Origin of the sequence: Mycobacterium pseudokansasii (assembly GCF_900566075.1) — a bacterium.
In the GTDB taxonomy this organism is placed as follows: Bacteria; Actinomycetota; Actinomycetes; order Mycobacteriales; family Mycobacteriaceae; genus Mycobacterium; species Mycobacterium pseudokansasii.
This window is the reverse complement of record NZ_UPHU01000001.1, coordinates 1,947,925-1,974,537: the sequence shown is the minus strand read 5'-3', so window position 1 is coordinate 1,974,537 and position 26,613 is coordinate 1,947,925. Positions and strand designations below refer to the sequence as shown.

Genomic DNA, 26,613 nt, shown 5'->3' with positions numbered 1-26,613 from the left:
GCATCGCAACATCCTTGGAACCTTGTCTGGTGTGCCAAAAAGTCGGGCGCGCCATAACGGCGTTCAGCGCGCGACATCACACCGACGCTTTCCGCGGATTCTCCACCGGGACGATGATCAGAAGAAAGCTCAGTTTCATTTACAGGACGGGCGTGTTCGCCAACTTGGAAAAGGGCCAACGCCAATCGCATTAGCCCGAATTTACCGCCAATCGTCGTACCAACGAATGCGGGCATCTGCTACGATCCTGCGGTGCAGTGGCCGCCTCACAACATGTTGAGCCGGTGGGCCGGGTCACGCTGACCTGGTACTGAGCCGGAGAGAGGCAACCCACGGAGCCAACTAGGTTGACAACATGCGGGACTGAGGATCGCCACGGCCATACTCGAGTCCGCGCTGACACCATCGGTTCCGTTCAGCGACTGGCCAAATGGCCAATACTTCAATAACTACGGACTGGCTAGTGAGGAGATGACAGGATGGACGTGGCGGACGCATTCATGCGACTGATGGACGTTTTGCGGAAGCTCACGAGCGCTGTGGCCCAACTGATTTACCGACCGACCGGCTCGGCGGCGGAAGAATACCATAAGTGGTACTACAGCAACTTGGTGTGGAATCAGACTACGTGGTTGGGCGTCCAATGCTGGAAGTCCGTGAGCGATATGTGGAATTACCAGGAGATCCTGTTCGACTTGAAGCCCTCGCTGGTCATCGAGTTCGGCAGCCGCTACGGCGGTTCGGCACTGTTCTTCGCGAACGTCATGAGACACACCGGCCAACCGTTCAAGGTGGTTTCCGTGGACATCTCACACAAGGCCCTCGATCCAATGGCCCTGCAGGATCCTGACATTCTGTTCATTGAGTCCTCATCCACTGTCCCAGCCGTCGCCGAGCACATCGAACGACTCAAAGGCGATTACCGCGGCAGTATCTTCGCCATCCTGGACAGCGACCACTCCATGGATCACGTACTGGCCGAGATGAAACTGCTGCGGCCCCTACTCTCCTCCGGCGACTACCTGGTAGTCGAAGACTCCGACATCAACGGGCATCCCGTCCTCCCGGGATTCGGACCCGGCCCATATGAGGCCATCGAGGCTTACGAGCGTGAATTCCCAAACGATTACAAGCATGACGTGGCGCGGGAGAACAAGTTCGGCTGGACATCTGCTCCTAACGGGTTCTTGATCCGCAACTGAGCCGTCAGCCAACCAGAATTGGATAACCGGGCCGGATGCGCGGCAGGAGTCGGGCAAGCGAGCGACCCGCGCGGCGGCTGATCGGTTCGGCCGCGGATGCCAATTGCACTGTTGCCGAATATTTTTGCGGGTTCATCGTACGGTCGACAATGACGCTGTGGTCATTCTCGACGACTCTGGGCGCGCCAGCCGGATGCCCCCGACATGGTCGGTCAGCGGCTGACCGACCGACCGGCCGACCGCCCCGGCATCGTCCGGCCGACGAGCCGTGGCTTGGCGGTGCGGTCAGATCGGTGCGCGGCCAGGCAGGTTGATCGCATGCATCAACCTGCCGTCGCGTAGCTTGACAAGCGCTGTATAGAGCCGGTAAGCACTCCGCCCGTCTCACAGTGACACCCTCACGGGCGCAACGAGTTTGTCGCCCACAACGCGCGGCGCAGACAGCCCGGAGCCCCGCTGACGCGTGCGGCTGACGTAATCAGCCGCCGTTGCGCCAACCGTTCAAGGGCGGCGGTATCAGCAGTATCAGCGGTATCGGTGGTATCAGTATCGGACACAGCGGCGGCGGCGTGGCAGACCGCTCTGGCGGTCATCGAGCTGACCATTTGGACCTTGACCTGCAGCCTGTCATACTCCGCATATGGCACTCAAAGACCGCGTGTACGACGTGGTTCTTCCGGTCGGCTGGAAGCTGAATCAGAAGGCCCAGAAGTATATTTACCCCTCCTTCACCAAGCGCGTCGCCACCGATGAGCTGGTGTTCCTCAACATGGGCTATGAAGAGGATCCACCGATGGCGATACCGCTGGAGCCCTCTGACGAGCCCGACCGGTACTCCATCCAGCTTTACCACCGTGTTGCGACCCAGGTGGATCTCACCGGCAAACGGGTGCTGGAGGTGGGTGCCGGTCACGGCGGCGGAGCCTCATACCTCACGCGTACCCTGCACCCGGCGTCCTACACCGGATTGGACCTGAACCCGGCCGGCATTGCGTTTTGCCAGAAGAAACACCATGTTCGCGGCCTCGATTTCGTGCAGGGCGATGCCCAGAACCTGCCATTCGCCGACGAATCGTTCGACGCCGTGATCAACATCGAATCCTCGCTCTACTACCCGGATTTCGCCCGTTTCCTCGGCGAAGTGGCGCGGGTCCTGCGTCCGGGAGGCCATTTCCTGTACACCGATTTCCGGCTCCCGTTTGGCATCGCCGCCTGGGAGACGGCGCTGGCCAACGCGCCGATGCGAATCGTTGCGCAGACCGAGGTCAATGATGAGATCCTGCGCGGATACGAGAAACTGTCGCCGTCACTGAAGGAGCTTTACGATCGCAATACGCCGCGGCTGCTACGGGGCCTATACGCAAAGCTTTTCGCAGTGGATGGCAAGACCACACATCCCCTGAAAAGCTGGGGATTCTCTTATCGCGTCTACTGCCTAGCCAAAGCCTGAGGCGGCGTCAGAGACATTGACCGACCGCAGGCGTCCTGCGGGATACCGTTGAACCAGAGGCTGATCCAGGCCTCATCATCGAAACCGCTGATGCTGCGTCGCGGTGACAGCGCCGCCTCTCGGCGGTGACGTCGCGCGCGCCCGCGATCAGCGCCATGGAGCGTCCTCCGACAATGTTGTCCGCCAACAATTTTGACGGACCGATGGCAGGCGCCGGGGACGACTACCGAGTCGCCCCCCGGGCCAACCAAGCTCCGGCCGTTATGCCGCCGGCGTCGCCGCTTCTTCCTGGGCCAGCGTGTCCGCCAGGTGCTGGGCCAACGCGCGCGCGGTGTTGTGCGTCGCGATGACCTTGGGAGACAGGCGGATCCCGGCCTCGGCTTCAATGTGAGTACGCATTTCGAGCATGCCCAATGAGTCCAGGCCGTACTCGAGGAATGGGCGGTCGGCGTCGACTGTGCGACGCAGGATCACGCTAGCCTGCTCGACTATCAGACGCCGCAGTCGGGCGGGCCATTCATCTTGCGGCACCGACATCAGCTCGGTGCGGAATTTGCTTGGACCCCTTGAACCTTGACCAGCGGATTGGAACATTTCACCCCACGGGCTGCGCCGGACGAGGTCGGGTAGCCAGGGCGCCCCGATGATCGGGATGTACCCGGTGTATGCGCGGTCATAGCGCAGCAATGTTTCGAAGGCGTACGCACCTTCGTCCGGGGTGATCATGACTTCGCCGCCCTCGGCCAGGAAGGTGGCGCGACCTACCTCTGCCCATGCACCCCACGCGATCGCGCAGACAGGCAGTCCTTGAGCACGGCGCCAGTGAGCGAAGGCGTCGACCCAACTGTTGGCCGCGGCGTAGGCGCCCTGACCGGGCGACCCCAATAGGGCCGCGCCCGAGGAGAACAAGCAGAACCAGTCCAGCGGCTGTCCGCTCATGGCGCGGTGCAGGTTCCAAGATCCGAAAACCTTGGGGGACCAGTCGCGGTCGATCAGCTCATCGGTGATGTTGGTCAGCGTGGCGTCCTCGACCACCGCCGCCGAATGCAGCACGCCGCGTACCGGAAGCCCGGTGGCGGTTGCCACGCTCACCAGGCGGTCACCGGTCTCAGGTTCGGCGATATTGCCGCACTCCACCACGATGTCGGCACCGGCCGCGCGAAGACTCTCGATGGCCTGCCGCGCCTTGGGGTTTGGCTGGGAGCGAGCGGTCAGCACGATCCGGCCGCAGCCCGCCGCAGCCAGTTTCGAGGCGAAGAAGAGGCCGAGGCCCCCTAAGCCACCGGTGATGATGTAGGCGCCGTCGCGGCGGAACACCGGCACCTGCTCCGGAGACACCACGGCACTGCTGCGCCCGCTGCGCGGCATGTCGAGCAGCAGCTTGCCGGTGTGCTCGGCATTGCTCATTGCCCGGATGGCGTTGGCCGCGTCGGCCAACGGGTAGTGCGTGCACTCTGGCGCGGTCAGCACACCGTCCGCGGTCAGTTTGAACACCGTGGTGAGCAACTCGCGGACCCGGTCGGGCTGCAGCACGGACATCAGCGCCAGGTCCAGGTAGTAGAACGTCAAGCCGCGACGGAACGGGTACAGCCCCAGCCGGGTGTTGCCGTACACGTCGGCTTTGCCGATTTCCACGAATCGCCCACCGAAAGCCAGCAGCTCCAGCCCCGCACGCTGGGCCGCGCCGGTCAGCGAGTTCAGCACGATATCCACCCCGTACCCGTCGGTGTCACGCCGGATTTGATCGGCGAACTCGACGCTGCGGGAGTCGTAGACGTGCTCGATACCCATGTCGTGCAGCATGGCACGCTTGCGCGGATTGCCGGCGGTCGCGAAGATCTCCGCTCCGGCAGCACGCGCAATGGAAATGGCCGCCTGTCCCACACCACCAGTTGCGGAGTGGATCAGCACCTTGTCACCGGCCTTGATCCCGGCCAGGTCGTGCAGCCCGTACCAAGCGGTGGCGTTTGCGGTGGCAGCCGCGATCGCCTGCTCATCGGCCAGCCCGGGCGGCAGCGTGACTGCGAGGTTGGCGTTGCAGGTGAGGAAGTTGCGCCAGCAGCCGCCTTCGGAAAAGCCGCCGACACGGTCACCGACCTGGTGGCCGGCCACCCCTTCCCCGACTGCCGTCACCACACCGACGAAATCCATGCCCAACTGCGGCTCGCGGTCGTCGATGATGGGGAACTTTCCGAACGCGATAAGAACGTCGGCGAAGTTGATGCTGGAGTGGGTGACGGCCACCTCGATCTGCCCGGGCCCGGGCGGAACGCGATCACAGGCGGCGAGTTCCAGTGTTTGCAGGTCGCCGGGCGTGCGGACTTGCAGCCGCACACTGTCGCGTTCGTGGTCGACGATGGTGGTTTGCCGCTCGTCATGGCTCAGCGGGCTGGGGCACAGGCGCGCCACATACCACTCACCATCGCGCCAGGCGGTCTCGTCCTCATCGGAGCCTCCCAGCAGTTGCTGGGCCACCTTTTCGACTTCGGTGTGCTCGTCCACATCGATGTGGGTGGTGCGCAACAGCGGCTGTTCGCTGCCGATCACCCGCAGCAAGCCACGCAGCCCGGCCTGCTCCAGGTTCGCCTGGTCATCCGACCGAACTAACTGGGCTTGCCTGGTCACGACGAACAAGCGAGGAAGCTCACCCTCCAATTCCGCCAGCTCCCGGATGATCCGAACCAGATGACGCACCTGCTCTCGGCCCTCCAGCAGGCTTTCCTCGCCCGGCTCGCCGCCACGTGGCCCACAGAGGATCACTACACCGTCGTTCGCGCGAGCACGCAGCTGACTGCCAAGCTTTTCGAGCGTGGTTGCCGCCTCGGCCTCCCTCGGCAAGTGCAGGGTGGTGCATTCGGTGCCCTGAGGGCCGTGGGTTTTCAGTGCGTCCGTCAACGTGGAAGTCAACATGTCGGCGCCGTCGGAGGTGTCGATCAGCAGCCATGATCCCGCCTCGGCTTCGGCGGCCTCGGGCAGGTTTCGCTGCTGCCACGCCAGGGTCAGCAGCCGCTCGCTGAGCACGCGGTTGCGCTCGGCGCTTTCGGACGTGCCGGTTCCCATGTGCAGGCCGCGCACGGCCAGCAGCACGGTCCCGTGCTCGTCCAACACGTCGAGGTCAGCCTCGCCCCCAGTGACCCCGGCCCTGGTCAGCCGTGTGTAGCAATACCGGGCATTGCGAGTTGGTCCATAGATACGCAGGCTGCGCACACCCAACGGCAACAGCAGACCACCGCTGCCAGCGGCATCGACGCCAGCACCGACCGACTGGAAACAGGCATCCAGCAGCGCGGGATGGACGCGGTAGGCGCCCTGCTGGAAGCGGATCGAAGCGGGCAACCCGACCTCCGCCAACACGGTGCCGGCTCCGGCCTCCGCAGCGTGCGCGGTGGCCAGACCGCTGAACGCGGAACCCAACTGAACGCCACGCTTGGCGAACGATTCCCGCATCTCGGCGCCGTTCACACTGGACGGGTGCGCCGCCAACAGCGCGGTGATGTCGTATGCCGGCGGCAGCGAATCGTCCTCGGCGGCATGCAGCGTCGCGGTGGCGTGCCGCGTACTCTCGCCGTCCTGATTGGACGCGACTGCGAAGTTGACGACACCTGGCGCATCCACCGACGCGATTGCGTCGATCGGGGTCTGCTCGTCGAGCAAAAGCATTTGCTCAAAGGCGATGTCGCGGACCTCCGACGCCTCGCCGAAAACCTCCCCCGCCGCGGCCACCGCCATCTCACAGTAGGCGGCGCCGGGCAGCGCGGCGACGTTATGCACCTGGTGGTCACTGAGCCAGGACAACGTCGCGGTACCGATGTCAGCCTGCCAGACGTGGCGCTCCGGCTGCTCGGTCAGCCGCACATGCGAGCCCAGCAGCGGATGCACGGTAATGGTGCAGGCGCCTTGTGCCCGCTGTTCCTGCCCTTCGCCTTCGATGAACAAGTGCGGGTGGGTCCACGCCGGCAACGGCGTATCGACCAGCTGGCCGGTGGGATACAACACCGAAAAGTCCACGGCTGCACCCGCACTGTGCAGATCAGTCAGCAATCCGCACAGCCCGAGGGGCAGCGGCTGCTCGCGCCGCATGCCCGCCAGAGCCGCCGCCGACATGTCGAGACTCCGGGCGGTCTGGTCGACGGCACGGGTCAGCAACGGGTGAGGTGACAGCTCGGCGAAAACCCGGTAGCCGTCCTCCAGCGCAGCCTGCACCGCCGCGGCGAATTGGACCGTGTTCCGCAGATTGTCCACCCAGTACCGGCCATCGCACACTGGCCGCTCGCGCGGGTCGAACAACGTCGCCGAATAGTACGGAACCTTCGGCGTCATTGGTTTGAGATCGGCCAATGCCGCGGCCAAGTCGTCGAGGATCGGGTCGACTTGCGGCGAATGCGACGCGACGTCGACGGCCACCTCCCGCGCCATCACGTCACGCTGCTCCCACCGTGCGACCAGATCGCGCACCGTTTCGGTGGCGCCGCCGATCACCGTCGACTGCGGCGAGGCCACCACCGAAACCGCGACATCGTCGATTCCGCGTGCCATCAGCTCCGAATTCACTTGTTTGGCAGGCAGTTCCACCGACGCCATCGCGCCGGCCCCGGAAATGCGGCACATCAACTTCGAGCGGCGGCAGATGACGCGCGCCCCATCTTCCAGCGACAGCGCTCCAGCGGCCACGGCCGCGGCCGCTTCGCCCAGCGAGTGTCCGACCACCGCGCCCGGGCGGACCCCGTAGGACTGCTCCATCGTGGCGGCCAACGCGGTCTGCATCGCAAAGATGGTCGGCTGCACCTTATCGATGCCGGTCACCGTCTCCGGCGCCGTCATGGCCTCGGTGACCGAAAAGCCCGATTCTTCGGCAATAACCGGCTCGAGCGCGGCGATGGTGGCGGCGAAAACCGGCTCGCTGGCCAGCAGGTCAACGCCCATCGCCGCCCACTGCGAACCCTGACCGGAAAATACCCACACCGGTCCGCGGTCGCCCTGCCCCACCGCGGCCTCATACGGGATCTCGCCATCGGCCACTTCCCGCAAACCCTGGACCAGCTCGGGCAGACCGCTGGCCACCACCGCGGTGCGCACCGGCCGGTGCGCGCGCCGCCGCGCCAGCGTGTAAGCCACATCCGACGGCGCCACACAGTCCTGGTGGTCTTCCACCCATTCGGCAAGCCGGCGTGCAGTCTGTCGCAGCCCTTCGGTGGAGCTTGATGAGATGGGGAACAGCAGCGGCTCCCCCGCCTCGAGCGCCGGCGCGGAAACTGCTGCGAAAGCATCCGCCGGTGCTTGTGCTGGTTCCTGTTCCGGTGCTTGCGCTGGCGCCTGCTCCAGGATGGCGTGCACGTTCGTTCCCGACATCCCGAACGAGGACACCGCGACCCGCTTCGGCGCGTGGTCGTCGCCATTGGGCCACGACGTAGCCGTCTGCGGCACAAAGAGTCCCGTCTCGATCCCGGCAAGTTCGTCGGGAAGGCGGTTGAAGTGCAGCAGCGGCGGCACCACCCCGTGCTGCATGGACAGAATGGCCTTGATCAGCCCGACCGCCCCGGCCGCGGCAGTGCTGTGGCCCATGTTGCTCTTGGCCGATCCGAGCGCACAACGGGTGCCGGTGCCGTACACCCGCGCCAGGCCCCGGTATTCGATCGGGTCACCGATCGGTGTGCCGGTCCCGTGCGCCTCCACCGCGCCGACCGTTTCGGCCTCCACGCCCGCCGCCGCCAACGCCGCGCGGTACACGGCCACCTGGGCGTCCTCCGACGGCATCGTGAGCGTCTCCGTGCGACCGTCCTGATTGGTGGCGGTGCCGCGCACCACGGCGAGAATCCGGTTGCCGTCGCGCAGCGCATCCGGCAGTCGTTTGAGCAACACCACCGCGCACCCCTCGGAGCGCACAAACCCGTCCGCATCGGCGTCGAAGGAGTGGCAGCGGCCGGTCGGCGAGAGCATGCCCTGACCGGATGCCGCCACGCTTGCATGCGGCTCCAGAAGCACCGCGCAGCCACCCGCCAACGCGAGGTCGCTTTCACCGTCGTGCAGGCTGCGACAGGCCAGGTGCACCGCCATCAGACCCGACGAGCACGCGGTGTCAAAAGTCAGCGCCGGACCATGCAGACCCAATGCGTAGGCGATCCGCCCGGATGCCACGCTGTTGTTCAGTCCGGTAACCACGTAGGGGCTCGCCAAGCCGCTGGCTCCATGGGTGACTACCAGATAGTCCTCGTGGGTCAGCCCCGTGAACACCGCAGTCGATGACCCGGCCAACGACGCCGGGTCCAAGCCGGCATGCTCGATCGCCTCCCACGAGGTTTCCAGCAATAACCGGTGCTGCGGATCGATCGAGATCGCCTCCCGCTCGCTGATCCCGAAGAATTCGGCATCGAACCCGGCGACGTCGTCGAGGAACGCACCCCACCGCGACACCGTCCGACCAGGCACTCCGGGCTCAGGGTCGTAATAGTCGTCGGCCTCCCAGCGGTCTGGTGGAATCTCGGTGACCAAGTCGTCGCCGCGCAGCAACGACTCCCACAGTTTCTCGGGCGAGTCGATTCCCCCCGGAAGCCGACATCCCATGCCGATGACCGCAATGGGAGTGACACGTGTTTCCATTCGCTCTCTAACCTCGTCTCAGCTCAGCTCAACGGGAGTTACCCGACGACATCCCCGAATTTTTCAAACAGGCGCCGAGTTGGCCCCAGCGCCGCTCCGCCAGTCCCTAGCCCGGATCTCGACACCAAGGCAGGTCTCGGAGAGACAAGCTTAGACGGCTGTAGAGGATCCCGAGTACCAATGACTCGAATTCTCTGCGTTTCGGCCGCGGTTTGGCGGCTGAACAGCGCAAACGGAATCGCTGACCGCCGACCAACGGTTGCGCGGAGGGTGGTCACGGTCCAGCCTGGTTTCGTCTGGGCAGCAACCTGGCGTCCAAAACATCGAGTCGAGATGATGCAATGCGTGCCAAACGCTGCGATGCGGTTCCCCGGCGGCCACTGTACAGAGACCGGCAGGTCCGCAGGCTGAACCTGCCTCACCGGCGCCGTGCCGCTGAATTGGCCGCCGTGACCCTGCGGCCCGCCGGGTCACACCCTGCCGGCTGCCGTCCCACAGCCGTCATGACGGCCGGACGGTAACGTGATGGCTCATGAGTGTGCGTTCCCTGCCCGCCGCGCTCCGCGCGTGCGCCCGGCTCCAGCCCAATGACCCAGCGTTTACCTACATCGATTACGAAAAGGACTGGGCCGGTGTCCCGGAAAGCCTGACGTGGTCACAGTTGTACCGGCGAACGTTGAACGTTGCACGAGAGCTGAGTCATTGCGTCCCGGCCGGTGAACGCGCGATGATATTGGCCCCCCAGGGGCTCGATTACATCGCCGCTTTTCTCGGCGCGTTACAGGCCGGAGTTATCGCGATTCCGCTCGCGGTTCCACAGGGCGGCGCCACCAACGAACGTGTTGATGCGGTACTACAGGACGCGTCGCCGGGTGCCATTCTCACGACATCTTCTGTTATCGACGATGTCACCCAGCACGTTACGGCGCAGCCTGGTAGGTCCGCGCCCTCAATCATCGAAGTTGATTTACTGGACCTGGATTCTGCGAGTGGATCCAGTGCCGGCGACGATAACCACCCATCGATTGCGTATCTGCAATATACCTCCGGGTCCACCCGTACCCCGGCGGGCGTCGTGATGACACATCAGAACCTTCGGACCAATTTCGAACAGCTGATGGCCGGCTATTTTGCCGACACCGACGGGATCCCCCCGCCAGGTTCGACCCTTGTTTCGTGGCTGCCGTTTTATCACGACATGGGTTTGGTGCTAGGAGTTTGTGCACCTATTTTGGGGGGGTATCCATCACTGTTGACCAGCCCAGTCGCGTTCCTGGCACGTCCGGCGCGGTGGTTGCACATGCTGGCCAGCACTCCCCACACATTCTCGGCAGCGCCGAATTTCGCCTTCGAACTGGCGACAAAGAGGGTATCTGACGACGAAATGGCCGGGCATGACCTCGGCGAAGTACTCACCATCCTCAGTGGCAGCGAGCGGGTGCACCCGGCGTCGATCAAGCGCTTCGCCGACCGATTTGCACGCTTCAATCTGCATGAAAAGGTTATCCGCCCCTCGTACGGCCTGGCAGAAGCAACTGTCTTCGTGGCCACCAGCAGGCCTAACCATCCGCCAAAATTTGTCGATTTCGAAACTGAAAAATTGACCGACGGCGAAGCAAAGCCCTGCAACAACGGAGACGGCACAGCGCTAGTCAGCTATGTTTTGCCGCAATCACCTATTGTGCGAATCGTCGATCCGGAAACCCGAACCGAATGCCCCGAAGGAACAGTCGGTGAGATTTGGGTGCATGGCGACAACGTGGCTAACGGCTATTGGCAAAAACCTGAAGAGAATGCACGCACTTTCGGTGCAAAGATTGTGAACCCCCTGCCGGGTACACCCCAAAGTCCTTGGCTGAGAACCGGAGACTCGGGTTTTGTCAGGGACGGCGAATTGTTCATCATCGGCCGGATCAAAGACCTGCTGATCGTTTACGGGCGCAACCACTCTCCCGACGACATCGAGGCGACGATCCAAGAGATCACTCGAGGTCGCTGCGCGGCAATATCGGTTCCCAGTGATCGCAGCACCGAAAAGCTGGTCGCCATCATCGAACTCAAGAAGCGCGGCGACTCGGATCCGGACGCGATGGAGCGGCTGGGCGCCATTAAGCGTGAAGTCACCTCGGCTTTGTCGGCTTCGCACGGCCTTAGCGTCGCGGACCTGGTGTTGGTTGCGCCGGGCTCGATCCCGATTACCACCAGCGGCAAGGTCAGACGAGCAGCATGCGTCGAGCAATACCGCCACGATCAGTTCGCTCGCTTAGACGTTTAACAAGGCCGGCCGTCATCCCCAGAATTGGTACATCCGTGTGAAAACGTCGTGCCCGGACACCGACGTCAGTACGATCGCGAGCGTGCCAGGCGACGAGAGCCATAGGCGATCTCGGCTCGCCCCCCTCCTTGTGGTCGCCGCCTGGATTGCGACAGCGGTGATCGCGAATGTAGTTCTTGCGTTGACACACGCGAAACCCGGCGATACCGCCTCAGCGCTGCTGCCCGCGGACGCCAGGACGGCGGCAGCCACCAGCCGGATCGCGCAGTGGTTCCCGGGCAGCGGCACCAACGCCATCGCCTACCTGGTGGTGGACGGCCGCGACCAGCTCGGGCCGGCCGACCAGCATTACTATGACGCCGCGGTGAGCGCACTGCGCGCCGACACCGCCCACGTCGGATCGGTCCTCGACTGGTGGTCGGACCCCCTTACCGCGCCGCTGGGAACCAGCCCCGACGGCCGGTCCGGGGTCGCGATGGTGTGGCTGGTGGGCCAGACCGGTAGCGACAAAGCGCGGGACTCGCTCGACGCGGCCCGATCGCTGGTGCGCACACTACCGCCGAGTCCGGGGCTTCGCGCACGCATTGTGGGCTCGGAGACCATCACCGACATCCCGCTGCGCATGCAGGTGTGGCAGGGTGCGGTGATCGCGGCCGCCGCGGCGCTCATCGCCGTGCTGCTCCTGCTGCGCTCGCGACAGTCCCCCCGTTCGGTGGCGATGGTGTTGCTGGCCACCGGGGTCTCGATGGCGGTGGCGTGGCCGCTCGCCGCGATGGTGCCGCGAAGCAGCACGGCCTTATCGGTGTTTTCGGGGACCCTGGCCTTCGTCTTGACGATCGCCATCATTACCGCGGCCACCCTGCTGGCTGCCCGGCTCGGGCCCGACGGAAACGTTTCGGTGACCGACCGCCGCGCCTACCGCGACCTGTTGCCCGGGTTAGCCCTACCCGGAGCATGCGTCGCAGTGTTCACCGGCCCGCTGCTGCTGGCCCAAACGCCGGCGCTGCACAGCGTCGGCACCGCTGCACCGGATGTCGTGGTGGCACTTGCGATTTCGCTGACACTGCTGCCTGCCTTGCTCGGGTTTGCCGGGCCTCGGACGCTGTCATTGCCGCGTGCCGCCGGCGCCGGCTGGGCATGCAGGTTGCCGAAACCCCAGTTCGGCAATCCCATTGCCGTCGCCGCCGTGGTGCTGGCGCTCTGCGCCCTACCTGTTGCCGGAATGCGGTGCGGTGTCGGTGCGGGCCGGGCGAACCCGGCCGGGACCAGCACCGCGGGGCTGTTGCCCGGTAATCCCCTGCCCGACGTCGTGGTGGTCAACTCCGCCGCGGACCTTCGCCAGCCGGCAGGGCTCATCGCCATCGATCAGCTCAGCCACCGTTTGATGGAGATTCCCGGGGTGCGCAAGGTGGAGTCGGCGGCATGGCCGGCCGGTGTCCCATGGGCCGACGCCTCGCTCACCTCCGCGGCGGGAAAGCTTTCCGATCAGCTGAATCGGGGGGCCGGTTCGTTCATGCCGCAGCTGAACGCCATCAAGTCCCTGGGAGCCACGATCGACCAGGTCAGCGCCGCAGTCGACGAGCTGGACAACAGCGTCAGAATCGGTCTCGCCGGAGCGAATCAGATACAGCAGAACATCAACCGCGTCCTCGCTGTCACGCAGACGCTGCGGGGCAAAGCTACGGAGGTTTCGCAATACCTGAACCCGTTGCGGGAGATGATCACCGGCGCAACGTATTGTCCCGACGAGCAGCTGTGCTCGGCAGCGCGCCAGGTCGTAGGACCCCTCGACCTGGTGGTCGCAAACGTGGCCGCACTGACCAACGGCGCCGACCGCATTGCCGCGGTATCGAGCCAAACGATGGGTGCTTTCGCCTCGACACCGCACGTGGTGTCGGAAATGCGGTCTACGCTGGGCCAGCTGCGCTCCTTCGTGCCCAAGCTCGAATCGAGCATCCAAGAAATTCTGCCGCAACTCGTGCAGGTGTCAGCGTTCCTGAAAAACATCTCCGTCGATTTCGCCGATACCGGCGAGGGTGGCTTCCACCTCACCCGCAAGGACCTGGCGGATCCGTCGTATCAGCACGTACAGCAATCGATGTTCTCGCCGGACGGCACGGCGACCCGGCTGTTGGTCTATTCCGACGGGACCGGTCTCGACTTTGGCGCGGCGGCCCGCGTGCAGTCGCTCCAACTAGCCGCGGGCGCGGCGATGAAGTACGGAAGCCTTGTCGGCAGCCAGATTACGGTCGCCGGGGCCGCGCAAGTAGCCGCAGCCGTCCGCGGTGCCCTCACCCACGATGCCGTCCTGCTGGCCCTGACGATGCTCGTGGCGGCGGTGCTGATCGGCCGGTGGCGCGGTGCGGTCAGCGGTCTCGTGGTCGGTGTGGGGGTGGCGGCGTCCTACCTTGCGGCGCTCGGGATTTCGGTGGTGCTGTGGCAACAGCTGCTGGATCGCGAGCTGCAGGCCGCGGTTCCGCTGGTGTCGTTCGCCATCCTCGCCGCGGTCGGCGTCCCGCGTCTCGTCGTCACTCTTCTCGCCACCGAACCTGCGGGGACCGTGGCGCTCCCGAGCGCCGTCGCCCCGCTCACCGGCCTTGGTGCCGTTTTCGCCGGCGGCCTGCTGTTGGTGTCGGCCGCCTCCCCCGGCGCTCTCACCCAGCTCGGTACCGTTGTGCTGATCGGGCTGGGTGTGCTGACCGTGGGGGTACGCGTGTTCATCCCGGCCGTGATCCGCAGGGACCGCACGCAGCAACCGGCCGAGCAGCCGCCGGTCGTCGAGCCCGCAATGGACAGCTGAAACGCGTAGGCCACCAGCCCGACATCGGACACTTGGCCTAGTACCGGGGCTTGAGGCCGAGGTGGTGGAGGGTTTCGCGCTGCGCTGGGGATAGCGGGTATGTTTTGTCGCTTACCACGGTCTGGCAGGGCATCGCGCCGTCCCCTGAACGCAGACCCGCCGACACGGGTGCTCAACACACCAGTTCACGAAAAGAACACCCACACAAGCCAATCCGAGCCACCGCAGGCAACATCGAGGCTAGCCGCCCTGATCGCCCGCGCTAAATCGGGTGCTTGATCCAGGCGCCTCCGCCGGCAGTGGCCACCGCATTCAGTTGCGCGTTCTGGTACCCGGACAGGGGCAGGTCAAATGTCGAGCCGGCGGCGGTGCAGGCAGCCGGAGCCGCTGCGTACGTTACCGGCGCCGTCACCGACCACGTGCTTCCGTTGAGGCAGGCCGCGGGGTGTACGTCGGTACACGGCGCGGCTACCCAGTGACCGTCCGCTCGCTGCAGGGTGCAGCTTCCGGCATTGGCACGCGGTTCGTCGGGTGCCCAGCTCCAGAGCGATGCCTGGATGCGCCCATCCTCGGGCAGTATCTGGTCGAAGCCGAACATTTGGACGCCGCAGTTGGTCATCGACTGCACCTTCGACGGTGTGAGCGCATTGGGATTGACCGGTGGCATGGTGGGATCGGCCAGGCTCGACAGAAAGGTCGTGTCCTCGTAGTAACGGACGATCTTCGTGTCGTAGACCGTGCGGCTGAAATTGGGATCGCACGCCGGGTACGGCTGGTAACCGGAACTCTTGTTGCTCTCTACCTCCACGGGGTTCCAATTGAAGACATCGGCCGACCAGTCGGGTGCACATTTGCTGACAATGATGACCTGTGCGCCGAGGAGGCGGACCTGGTCACGTGACACGTTGAGCGGGAGAGTGACACAGCCGTCGGGGCCCGTATCGGCAGGGTTGGGGTGGTAGATGAGACTGGTGTGATTCGGACGCTGCAGGACGCTGTCCATGGTCGCCACCGCCGAGGCGTACCCCGCCGCGTCCTGCAACGCGTCTTCGAGATAGAGCATTATGACCTGGTCGGGATGGGCGTTGAGCCAGGTCGCGATCTCAGGCAACACGTGAGCGAAGGTCGGCTCGTTGGTGCAGCCCAAGTTCCCTTGGGCCGGTGAGAGCCCGTGACACACGACCACGGCGCGCGCCCCCAGCTGGCTCAGGCGTGGAACATAATGCAGGTCCAACTCGATGGAGCGCATGTCGATGTTCAGCTGTTGAGTCAACGACAGCTGTTGGTTTGAGTCCGCGTGCGAGAGGGTGAACCCTTCGGTGAGGCTGTTGTACGAGTTGTGGGTGCCCAGCCACTGGGCGTTGTGTAGCGACGACGAATCTTGCAGCGCGTACTGGAATTGGGCCGTGCGATGCACCCAGGACTGCAGGTAGGCATCGGTGGCAGATTGGGTTACCCGGTGGGCGAGCGGAAGCAGGCACCACCGATCGGACACCGGGAGGCGGCGACATTCCCAAGCGACGGCGTCGGCGAACTTGCCGGTGCCGACGCAGGGAAAGGCAACCGGACTGTAGGCATCGCAAGGTGCCGTGGGTGCGGGCGGAATAGGTTGGTTATCGGTGTCGGCGGCCGCTGGTGCGGACATCGCCAGCGTCAACACGACCGCGCTGGCTAAGGCCGCGCGCTGAAGCCGTCGTGTGTAGGGCACGCGCGCCACCTTGGCACGCCGACACGCGCCGAACCTAGCGATGTTCTCAAAGCGTTGCCATCGAGTAACACCACCGACGCCGTCCTCCCCTACAGCAGCCCGACGGTCCCGCGCATCCGCATGCCAACAACGGCCGCAGCGACCAACGGCGGCTCAGCCTCAACCGCTCCCACCCGCGCCTCCCTACGTCCCGTTGGGCTACCGACACCCAATGCGGCCGATTTGAAGGTCGGGTCGATCTCGGAGTCGGCGGGGTTGCGGGTGGATCTTTAGGCAGGCGCCGGCGGCAAGGGTCCGGCGGTGTGCTGGCTAGTTGCCGCTGAGGCCGCCGGCGCCGATGAGCAGCCCGCCGGCGCCGCCCTGACCAGCCGTGCCAAATATCACACCAGCGCCGGCGTTGCCGCCGTTGCCGCCGTTGCTGATGATTCCGGCGTCGGCGCCAGTCCCGCCGCTACCGCCGGTGTTTGCCAGGCCTTCTCCGCCCGCGCCGCCGGCGCCACCGTTGCCCAAGAGCTGACCGGTGTAGCCACCGGCACCGCCGAACCCGCCGAAGGCGGCACCGAGTGCACCGGCGCCGCCATCGCCGCCGTCACCCCAGACCAGGCCGGCAGCGCCACCGTCGCCGCCGCCACCTCCGGTATTGCCATGGCCCCCAAACCCGCCGGTACCGCCGTCACCGACCAGCCAGCCGGCATTTCCGCCGGCTCCGCCTTGCCCGCCATACCCGCCGCCTGGGCTGATCCCGCCGGTGCCGCCGGTACCGCCGGTACCGAATAGCACGCCGGCAGTGCCACCGGTCCCGCCGGCGCCCCCTACCGAACTCCCGGCGCCGCCGGTGCCGCCGAGACCACCGGGTCCGAGGAGCAAACCGCCGGTGCCGCCGGAACCGCCGGCTCCGCCGACAGCGCCACCGGAGCCCCCGACGCCTCCGGGACCGCCACCAGCACCAGCCAAACCGGCGAGCAGCCCGCTATTGCCACCGGCCCCTCCCGTGCCGTCAACACCCCCGCCCGAGCCGCCTGCACCACCGGCGCCGCCGCCGCCTAGCAGTCCGCCGGACCCGCCGGCTCCGCCGTCGCCGCCGGCGATGTTTGAGTATCCGCCGGTTCCGCCTGGAGCCCCGGCACCAAGCAACAGGCCACCGCTACCTCCCGGTCCTCCGGCTCCGCCGTGTCCGGTCGGGAAGCCTCCGCCTGCGCCACCCGAACCACCGGCGCCGATCAGTCCAGCCGCTCCGCCAGCACCGCCGTTGACACCATCCTTGCCGGCCCCTCCAGCACCACCGTCACCGATCAAGAACCCGCCCGGACTGCCCGCCAACCCGCTTCCCGCGGGCGCGTTGGCGCCGTTGCCGATCAGCGGGCGCCCAAACAGCCACTCGGTGGGCGCGTTGATCACGTTGAGCACCGTCTGGTTGAACAGGTACCCGTTGGAACCGGCAGCACCGCTGTTGCCGTCCGTCGTACCCCCCAGGCCGCCGTTGCCGCCGTTGCCGCCGTCGCCGAGCAGCAGGGCATTGCCGCCGTTGCCCCCGCTTCCGCCGTTCACTGCGCCCTGCCCGCCGGAACCGCCGGCCCCGCCACCACCAAACAACAGGCCGCCTTGGCCGCCGAAACCGCCGTTGCCGCCATTGCCGAGGATGCCCACGCCTCCGGCCCCGCCGATACCGCCGTTGCCGAACAAACCGCTGATGCCGCCGGGCCCACCGGCCCCACCAGCGCCCAGCGCACTGTTGTTGAGGCCACCGGCGCCGCCGGGCCCGCCATCGCCGAACAGCAGGGCCGCATGACCGCCCGCCCCGCCGGCCCCGCCCGGGCCACCGTCTCCGCCGGTGCCTCCAGCGCCGCCAGCGCCGAAGATCAGACCACCGTTGCCACCGGTCCCGCCCATCCCCGCGGCCGCGCCACTGAACCCGATCCCGCCGGTTCCACCGGTACCACCGTTACCGCCGATCAGACCGGCATTGCCGCCGGCACCACCGGCTCCGGCAGTCCCACTTGACGAGGCGCCGCCGCTGCCGCCGGCGCCGCCGCCGGCTCCAACAAGTCCGGCAAGTGCTCCTGCGGCTCCACCGCTGCCACCAGCCCCGCCGTTCCCATTGGGCGCGGAACCGCCGGAACCACCGGCTCCGCCGGCGCTGAACAGTCCACCCTCGCCTCCCGCACCGCCCTGGCCACCCACTCCCGTCGCGCCGGCATTCCCACCCGAGCCGCCGGCGCCGCCGGGTCCGGACCAGAGCCCGCCTCGCCCACCGACCCCGCCGGCCCCGCCGGCCCCGGTGGTTGAGGACCCACCGGCCCCACCCGCTCCGCCGGTTCCGATCAATCCAGCGGCGCCACCGGACCCGCCTGCCATACCGGCCTTACCTGACCCTCCCGCCCCACCATTGCCAATTAACAGCCCCCCAGCCCCGCCGGCGTCTCCGGTGCCCGGTGTACCCGGGGCGCCATTGCCAATCAACGGCCGCCCCAACAACGCCTCCGTGGGCGCATTGACCAACGCCAATAACCCCGCCAACGGCGATGCACTAGCCGCCTCGGCTGCGGAATAGGAACGCCCAGCCGCGCCCAACGCCGACACAAAGTCCTGGTGAAACACTCCCGCCGCGGCATTCAACCGCTGAAAATCCTGACCGTGAGCACCCAACAACGCGGCCAACGCCACTGAAATCTCATCCCCACCGGCAGCCGCCACCGCTGTCGTCGGCCCGGCCGCGGCCGCGCACGCCGAGCGCAGACACTGGCCGATATCGTCCAGCTGCGCTACCGCAACCATGATTTCGGCAGGAACAGCCCACAACAACACCATCGACGCCAGCCTCCCTGCCAGACATCCCGACGGGCCTCCGTCAGCACCGGCTCACAGCAACAGCCAGCCGCGGCTCAGCCTACCCTCGATTTCTCATGGAACGCCGGTTGTGGCGGGGGTGTTGATAGGCGAAAGTGCCTGTCCCGCAGCGCAGGATCGACGTATCTGAGGTCCGATCGGCGCAACTGGAAAGGCACTCTGAGGTCAAGGGGTATCGCGGCGGCGTTGCGACACGGGCACTCGAACCCGCCAGTTCACGAAAAGAACACCCACACAAGCCAATCCGAGCCACAGCCGCAGCCCACACCCACCCGCAAGCAACTCGACGCTGCGGCTACGGCGATAAAGTCGGGCCCCCAGCGAAGTTTGGTCGTGGCTCGTCGACTCACTAGTCGACGTTAAGCGGTTCGTTCCATTTCGACAAGGTGAGCTCGACCGCCCCGGACCCGATGTCGATGTTTGCCCGCACGAGGCGGTGCGACCCGTCCGAGGCGATCCACACGGTCGCCGGCCTCGGCTGCCTGGCTGCAGGATCCAACATCTTGACGGTGTCCGTCGGGACGGTTCCGCTGATCTTGGTGGTGGGAATTCCGTCGATCACCTCCGAGCCTTGCGACTGCAGATTGGTGATGCCTGAGAGCACCTTCGCCACCCCGTTGCTGGGGTCAACCACCCGCGAGGCCGCCAACTCGGAGACGGAGCCCAGGTTGGTCCAGTCATCGAACAGCTTCACCGAGATGTTGTCGTCCTTAGTGCGGAACGGCACGTCCGGCTGGCCCTGATAGGTGCACACGCCTTTCGCGGCGAGCGGATTGGACCGGACATCGACGTCGGCGCTGGTGATACCGAGCAAGCTGTCGACTTTCCCGGACGTTCGAATCGCCAGGTGCACGCTCGTCAAGGCCTTTGTCGCCTCGAGCGACTGCTTGACCTCGGCCACCAGTGCGGGGTCGCTCGTCGTGCTGACCGAACTGTGCGCCTCGGATTCGGGTTTGTCAGCGGCGCAGCCGGGTAGCCACAGCACCAGCCCGGCGGCCACCGCCAGCACAAGGGCGAAAGTCACCGGCGGTTTCCGATCGTTCATTGCTCATCCTCTCGATGATGTTTCGCCCGAACCGCTCGCGACGCGTGCGGCACCGACCCAACACACAGACCAGCCAAGCCACCACAGCGCGGCATGATAGCGACGACGTTCACCGATCCGGCGCCCTGTCCCGGTCCTTCCCCGGCCCTCTCCGGCCCGCGCGATCCGTCGTGCGTCGGCTGATCAACCCAGCCGACGACAGGTTCGGTGCGTCCACAGTAGCCCGGCGGGGTACCGCCCGGGCGGCCGTCGCCAACCCGGCATCCGAACGGCACGACGGGCCATCGGCACCCGGGTGCCGACAGGTCGATGCCGCGGCCCTGCCGGTGCTGGCCGGACCGTGCTACGCATGGACCGACACCTTCTCTTCGTCCTCTTCGTCGCGTTCGGCATGCGGTGACTGCTCACCATTGGACTCAGGACGGATTTGCTGGGCGATGTAGTCGGCGACAGCGGTCGGGGTGGGGTGGTCCAAGATCACGGTGGGCGGCAAGGTCAGCCCGGTGGCGTTCTTGAGACGGTTGCGTAGCTCGACAGCGGTCAGCGAGTCGAAGCCCAGGTCCTGGAACCCGGCATCGGGATCGATGTCCTCGGGAGCGGGACGACCCAGCACCGCCGCGGCCTGCGCCCGCACTATCCCTACCAGCAGGCCGTGTTGCTCGTCGGGGGCCAGCCCCTGGAGGCGTTGGGCGAGCGCCGACTTCGATTGGGTGGCATCTGCGGTGTCGTCGATTTGGCGTCGCCGGGGGCGGCGGGCGAGCCCGCTGAACAATGCCGGCAATCCACCGGCTTGGGCCCGGGCGTTGAGTGCGGCCCGGTCCAGGCGGGTCGCGACCATGACGGGGTGATCGATCGTCAGCGCGGCGTCAAACAACTCCAGCGCCTGCTCCGGGCTCATGGCGACCAGCCCGCTACGGCTCATCCGGGCCAGATCACGCTCACTCAAATGAGCGGTGATGGCGCTGGTTTGCTCCCACAACCCCCACGCCAGCGATGTTCCCGCCAGGCCCACGGCCTGCCGGTGAGCGGCCAATCCGTCCAGGAACGCGTTCGCCGCCGAGTAGTTGCCCTGCCCCGGAGAGCCCACTGTTGCCGCGATCGAGGAGCACAGCACAAACATCGACAAATCCAGACCCCGGGTGGCCTCGTGCAGGTTCCAGGCCGCGTCCACCTTGGCCCGCAACACCGTGTCGATCCGGTCCGGCGTCAGCGAGCTGATCACCGCGTCGTCGACCACCCCTGCGGCGTGAATCACCCCGCGCACCGGCGGCCAGTCCGCCGCAAGCTGCGTGAACAACCCTGCGACCGCGTCCCGATCGGCCACGTCGCAGGCCACCACCTGCACCCGGGCACCCGCGTCCGCCAACTCGGCGGCCAGCTCGGCAGCCCCCGCGGCGCGATCGCCCCGCCGACTGGCCAGCACCACATGACGCACCCCGTAGGCGCTGACCAGGTGGCGGGCCAGTACCGCACCGACCATCCCGGTGGCACCGGTGATCAGCACGGTGCCGTCGGCGAGCCCGTCGGCCAACGCCGAGGGCATGGTCAACACCACTTTGCCGATATGGCGGGCCTGGCTCATGAACCGGAACGCCGCCGGCGCGCAGCGCACATCCCAGGTGGTCACCGGAAGCCGATGCAACACCTGGGTGTCGAACAGCTCCTTCACCTCGCGAAGCATCGCCTGCATGCGCACCGGACCGGCCTCCGACAGGTCAAACGCCCGATACCGCACGCCCGGATAGTTGGCGGCGATCTTCTGCGGATCGCGGATATCGGTCTTGCCCATCTCGAGGAACCGCCCGCCGCGGACCAGCAAACGCAGCGAAGCGTCCACGAACTCGCCGGCCAGCGAGTCGAGCACCACGTCGACCCCGCGGCCTTCGGTGACCGCCAAGAACTTTTCCTCGAACTCACAGGTGCGGGAATCGCCGATATGGTCGTCGTCGAATCCCATGGCGCGCAACGTGTCCCACTTGCCGCGGCTGGCGGTGACGAAGACTTCCACTCCCCAGTGGCGAGCGAGCTGCACGGCCGCCATGCCCACGCCGCCGGTGCCGGCGTGGATGAGCACCGATTCGCCTCCCTTGACCTCGGCCAGGTCCGACAACCCGAACAAGGCCGTCAAGAACACCACCGGCACGGCCGCGGCCTCCGCGAGCGACCAGTCCCGAGGCGCCTGGGTAATCAGTTGCTGATCGACCACCGCCAGCGGGCCGGCTCCACCCAGGAAGCCCATCACCGCGTCGCCGACGGCCACCCCGGTCACGTCGGGGCCGGTCTCGATGACCACTCCGGCGCCTTCGGCGCCCAGCGGTGGCGCCTGGCCCGGATACATCCCCAATGCGGCCACCACGTCGCGGAAATTGACCCCGACGGCCGCTACGGCCACCCGCACCTGCCCCGCCTGTAGCGGTGCCCGGGCCTCCGGGCAGGGCTGGATCACCAAATCCTCCAGCGTCCCGCCGCCACCGGCGGCCAACCGCCACGACTCTTCGGCGGGCAGTGCCAGCAGCGGCGGCGCCGGGGCCAGCCGGGCGTTGTGCACCACGCCGCCGCGCACCACCAGTTGGGGTTCGCCGACGGCGGCCAGCGCCACAGCATCCACCGGTGCGTCGGTGTCGACCAACACGATCCGGCCGGGTTGTTCGGCCTGTGCCGAGCGAACCAGACCCCATATCGCTGCGGCAGCCAGATCGCTGACATCCTCACCGGGCAATCCCACCGCACCGCGGGTCAGCACCACCAAGGTGCCGGCCCGGTCGGTACCCAGCCAGGACTGCAACACCTGCAAGGCGGCGTGGGTGGCCGCGTATGTCGAGCCCACCGCATCCGCGCCGGCAGAACCGCACTCCCACACCACCACGGCGGCATCGCCGGCCCCGGCGCCATTGCCGTTGGCGCTCGCCGGCATACCCGCTTCAGCGGCACAATAGTCCTCCCAAGACAGTACCGACAGCACCGCGGGTTGGTCAGAGTCTTCAATACTGTTGCGGTTCAATGGCATTGGTGACCAGACCACTTCCAGCGGTCCCTGGTCGGGCCCGCGGCCGGCCGCGTTCACCGCGGCCCGTAACTGCTCGGCCGTCGTCGCCCGGGTCACCAGGGCGCCGACAGTCAGCACCGGTAGCCCCTCGGCATCGGCGATCTCGACCGAGATCGCATCGGCTCCTGCCGAGGCGAGACGGGCCCGTACCCGCCCGGCGCCGCCCGCGTGCAGCGACACACCGCGCCAGCAGAACGGCAGCATCGTCTCGGTGGTCTCGATAGCCAGTCCCAGGGCATGCAGCACCGCGTCCAGCACGGCCGGGTGCATCCCCATCCCGTCGACCGCCACCCCGTGCTGCGCGGGCGCAACCACCTCGGCGAACAGCTCCGACTCGCGCCGCCAGACCGCCACCAGCCCCTGGAATGCCTTGCCGTAGGCATAACCGCGGGCGGCCAACCGTTCGTAGCCATCGGAAATATCGACAATCTCGGCACCCTCCGGCGGCCACACCGACAAGTCCGCCGAGGCCTGCGCGGGGCTCTCCCCGAGCGTGCCCATGGCATGCAGCAGCCACTCGCCGTCGCAGTGATCACCACGGGAATACACGGACACGGAACGGGTTCCCGCCTCATCGGCGGCCCCGACCACCACCTGTACCTTCACCCCGACTCCCGGGTGCAGCACCAGCGGCGCGGCCAGGATCAGCTCGTCGATGACCGCGCAGCCGGCCTCGTCCGCGGCGCGAATGACCAACTCCACGAAGCCCGCTCCGGGGAAGAGCACCACCCCGCCGACAACGTGGTCGGCCAGCCAGGGTTGGTCGGCCAGCGACAACCGGCCCGTCAAAACCACTCCGTCGGCGTCGGGCCGCTCGACCACCGCACCCAGCAACGCATGCTCGGTCGGACCCAGACCCAAACCAACCGCGTCGGCGGGCCCGTCGGCGCCCGGCGTCTCCCAAAAACGGCGCCGCTGAAAGGCATACGTGGGCAACTCGACTCGGCGCCCACCCGAGCCGGCGAACACCGCCGGCCAATCGACCGACACACCGGTGGTGAACAACTGGCCGGCCGCACCCAGGGCAGCGGCCAATTCGGGCCGGTCTTTGCCGAGTACCGACACCACGACCGCCTCAGCCGGGGACACTGACTGCTCGATCGCGCTCGTCAACCCGCTGCCGGGACCGACCTCGATGAAGTGCGTCGCGCCGAGCTGCTGGGCATGGCGGGCGCTGTCGGCAAAACGCACCGGCCGCCGGACATGGTCGACCCAATACGGAGCTGATCCGAAATCACCTGCGGCACTGGCCAATTCGCCCGTAACGTTGGACACCAGGCCGATTTGCGGCGTCCGCGGCTCGAACCGGGCCGCAATCCGCGCGAACTCGTCGAGCATCGGCTCCATCAGCGGCGAATGAAAAGCATGCGACACCGCCAACCGGTGCACCCGCCGACCCTGCTCGGCAAAGCGATCCGCAATCGCGCTCACGGCAGCCTCGGCACCGGAGATGGTCACCGATCCGGGCGCATTGATCGCGGCGATGCCCACCCCCTCGCCCAGCAACGGCATCACCTCGTCTTCGGAAGCGGCCACCGCCACCATCGCCCCGCCCGCCGGCAGCGCCTGCATCAACCGCCCCCGCGCCACAACCAACATTGCCGCGTCCGCCAGCGTCAACACCCCGGCCACGTGCGCCGCCGACAGCTCCCCCACCGAGTGGCCCATCACGAAATCGGGCTGCACACCCCAGCGCCGCAACACCGCGAACAACGCCACCTCGACCGCGAACAGCGCCGGCTGAGCAAACTCGGTGGTGTCCAGCAACGCCGCATCGCCACCCCAAACAACTTCGCGCAGCGGCAATCTCAGATGCTGATCCAACTCATCGGCCACTTCGTCGAATGCTTCGGCGAATACCGGCAGCCGCTCGTACAACTCGCGGCCCATCCCGAGGCGCTGGGAGCCCTGCCCGGGAAACACCACTACCGTCTTCCCCACCGGACCCGCTTGACCCACCGCGACGCCGGCGCCCGGGTCACCGTCGGCCACGCTGGTCAACCCCGCGATCAACGCCTGCCGGTCGGCGCCGACCACCACGGCTCGATGCTCGAACACCGACCTTCCGGCAAGCGTGCATCCCACGTCGAGCGGATCCAATCCCGGGTCGGCCTGCACATGGGCCGCCAACCGGCTCGCCTGCGCCGTCAACGCCTCAGCCGATCTCGCCGACACCACCCACGGCACCACCGACAACCGCTGTCCGCCCCCGGTGGTTTGGTCCGCCGCTACCGGGGCCGGCGCGGGAGCCTGCTCCAGGATTACGTGGGCATTGGTGCCGCTGATTCCGAACGACGACACTCCGGCCCGGCGCGGACGCCCATCAGCCGGCCACTCCCGGGCCTCCGTCAACACCGACACCGCGCCGCTTTCCCAATCCACCCGCGGCGAAGGCGCGTCCACGTGCAGCGTCGCCGGCATCAGGCCGTGCCGCATCGCCTGCACCATCTTGATGACCCCGGCCACCCCCGCCGCGGCCTGGGTATGACCCATGTTCGACTTGATCGAACCCACCCACAACGGCCGCTCCGCAGGACGGCCCTGCCCGTACGTGGCCAACAACGCATGCGCTTCGATGGGGTCGCCCAACGTGGTGGCCGTTCCGTGCGCCTCCACCACGTCCACGTCTGCCGCGGTCAACCCGGCGCTGCCCAACGCCGCTCGAATGACCCGCTGCTGGGCCAGCCCGTTGGGCGCGGTCAAGCCATTGGACGCGCCGTCCTGATTGATGGCGCTACCGCGCACCACCGCCAGCACCGAGTGCCCCAACCGCAGCGCATCCGAGAGCCGCTCGAGGACCACCACGCCGGCGCCCTCACCCCAGCCCGTCCCGTCGGCCGCCGCAGCGAACGCCTTGCAGCGACCGTCGGCCGCCAGCCCCCGCTGCCGACTGAACCCGACGAAGATCGACGGCAACCCCATCACCGTCACCCCGCCGGCCAATGCCAGGTCGCACTCCCCCGAGCGCAACGACGCCATCGCCCAGTGGATGGCCACCAACGACGAGGAGCATGCGGTGTCCACCGACACCGCCGGGCCTTCCAGCCCCAACACATAGGAAACCCGACCCGAGGCCACGCTGACCGCCGTGCCGGTCAACCCGTACCCTTGCAGCCCCCCGGTTTCCTTGCTGCCGTAACTCGGCGCGAAGATTCCGGTGAACACCCCGGTCGCCGACCCCCGCAACGACAGCGGGTCAATTCCCGCGTGTTCCAACGCCTCCCACGAAACCTCCAGCATCAATCGCTGCTGGGGATCCATCGCCAACACCTCGCCGGGGGCGATCCCGAAAAACCCGGCGTCAAAACCCGCGGCATCGTCTAAGAACGCGCCCCAGCGCGTATAGGTCTTGCCCTCGGCATCGGGATCGGGATCGAACAACCCCTCCACATCCCAGCCCCGATCCGTCGGAAACTCCGACACCAGATCCCGACCCTCGGCGACCACCTCCCACAACTTCTCCGCAGAATCGACCCCGCCCGGAAAGCGACACCCGATCCCCACCACCGCTACGGGTTCGGTGGCCCGCTGTTCGTAATCCCGCAGCCGTGCGCGTGCCTCATCGAGCTCGACAGCAACCTTTTTCAGATAGCGGAAGAGCTTTTCGCTCTGCTGGTCGGCGCCTTCCATGCTCGTCGTCATC

Annotated in this window: 9 protein-coding genes; 4 read left to right on the top strand and 5 right to left on the bottom strand. The window is 66.8% G+C overall.

Translation table 11 applies throughout. The features are described from left to right. The first annotated feature begins 479 nt into the window (after positions 1 to 479). Together EET10_RS09030 and mtf2 are read left to right on the top strand one after the other, a co-directional pair. A complete protein-coding gene (locus tag EET10_RS09030; RefSeq protein ID WP_423793620.1) occupies positions 480 to 1,202 on the top strand; it encodes a rhamnosyl O-methyltransferase in 723 nt (240 codons plus the stop codon). 640 nt (positions 1,203 to 1,842) lie between these two features. Further along, positions 1,843 to 2,652, top strand: a complete 810-nt coding sequence (gene mtf2, locus EET10_RS09025) for a fatty-acid O-methyltransferase Mtf2 (protein ID WP_051490712.1) — start codon at positions 1,843 to 1,845, stop codon at positions 2,650 to 2,652. Between the two features lie 261 nt (positions 2,653 to 2,913). On the opposite strand, the gene pks2 is transcribed toward mtf2, so the two are convergent. Continuing rightward, a complete protein-coding gene (gene pks2 / locus EET10_RS09020) occupies positions 2,914 to 9,249 on the bottom strand; it encodes a sulfolipid-1 biosynthesis phthioceranic/hydroxyphthioceranic acid synthase (protein ID WP_122502073.1) in 6,336 nt (2,111 codons plus the stop codon). Positions 9,250 to 9,781: 532 nt separating this feature from the next. On the opposite strand from pks2, the gene fadD28 reads away from it, so the two are divergent. Continuing rightward, entirely contained in the window at positions 9,782 to 11,524 is a 1,743-nt protein-coding gene (gene fadD28 / locus EET10_RS09015; RefSeq protein ID WP_036405977.1) for a fatty-acid--AMP ligase FAAL28/FadD28, read from the top strand. Between the two features lie 181 nt (positions 11,525 to 11,705). Next, complete coding sequence (locus EET10_RS09010; protein WP_280177810.1) at positions 11,706 to 14,324, top strand: MMPL family transporter; 2,619 nt, start codon at positions 11,706 to 11,708, stop codon at positions 14,322 to 14,324. 262 nt (positions 14,325 to 14,586) lie between these two features. Here EET10_RS09010 and EET10_RS09005 read toward each other — a convergent pair whose 3' ends face one another. From EET10_RS09005 to EET10_RS08990, 4 genes are all read right to left on the bottom strand, one after another. Next, on the bottom strand, positions 14,587 to 16,032 hold the full coding sequence (locus tag EET10_RS09005; protein WP_036406079.1) for a phosphoinositide-specific phospholipase C-related protein: 1,446 nt from the start codon (positions 16,030 to 16,032) through the stop codon (positions 14,587 to 14,589). Positions 16,033 to 16,341: 309 nt separating this feature from the next. Then, the gene (locus EET10_RS09000) at positions 16,342 to 18,840 is read right to left on the bottom strand and encodes a PE family protein (protein WP_122502072.1); all 2,499 of its coding nucleotides are present in this window, start codon (positions 18,838 to 18,840) and stop codon (positions 16,342 to 16,344) included. Between the two features lie 388 nt (positions 18,841 to 19,228). Beyond that, positions 19,229 to 19,924, bottom strand: a complete 696-nt coding sequence (locus EET10_RS08995) for an LppX_LprAFG lipoprotein (RefSeq protein ID WP_036405979.1) — start codon at positions 19,922 to 19,924, stop codon at positions 19,229 to 19,231. 343 nt (positions 19,925 to 20,267) lie between these two features. Next, entirely contained in the window at positions 20,268 to 26,612 is a 6,345-nt protein-coding gene (locus EET10_RS08990) for a type I polyketide synthase (RefSeq protein ID WP_099188716.1), read from the bottom strand. Between the last annotated feature and the right edge of the window lies 1 nt (position 26,613).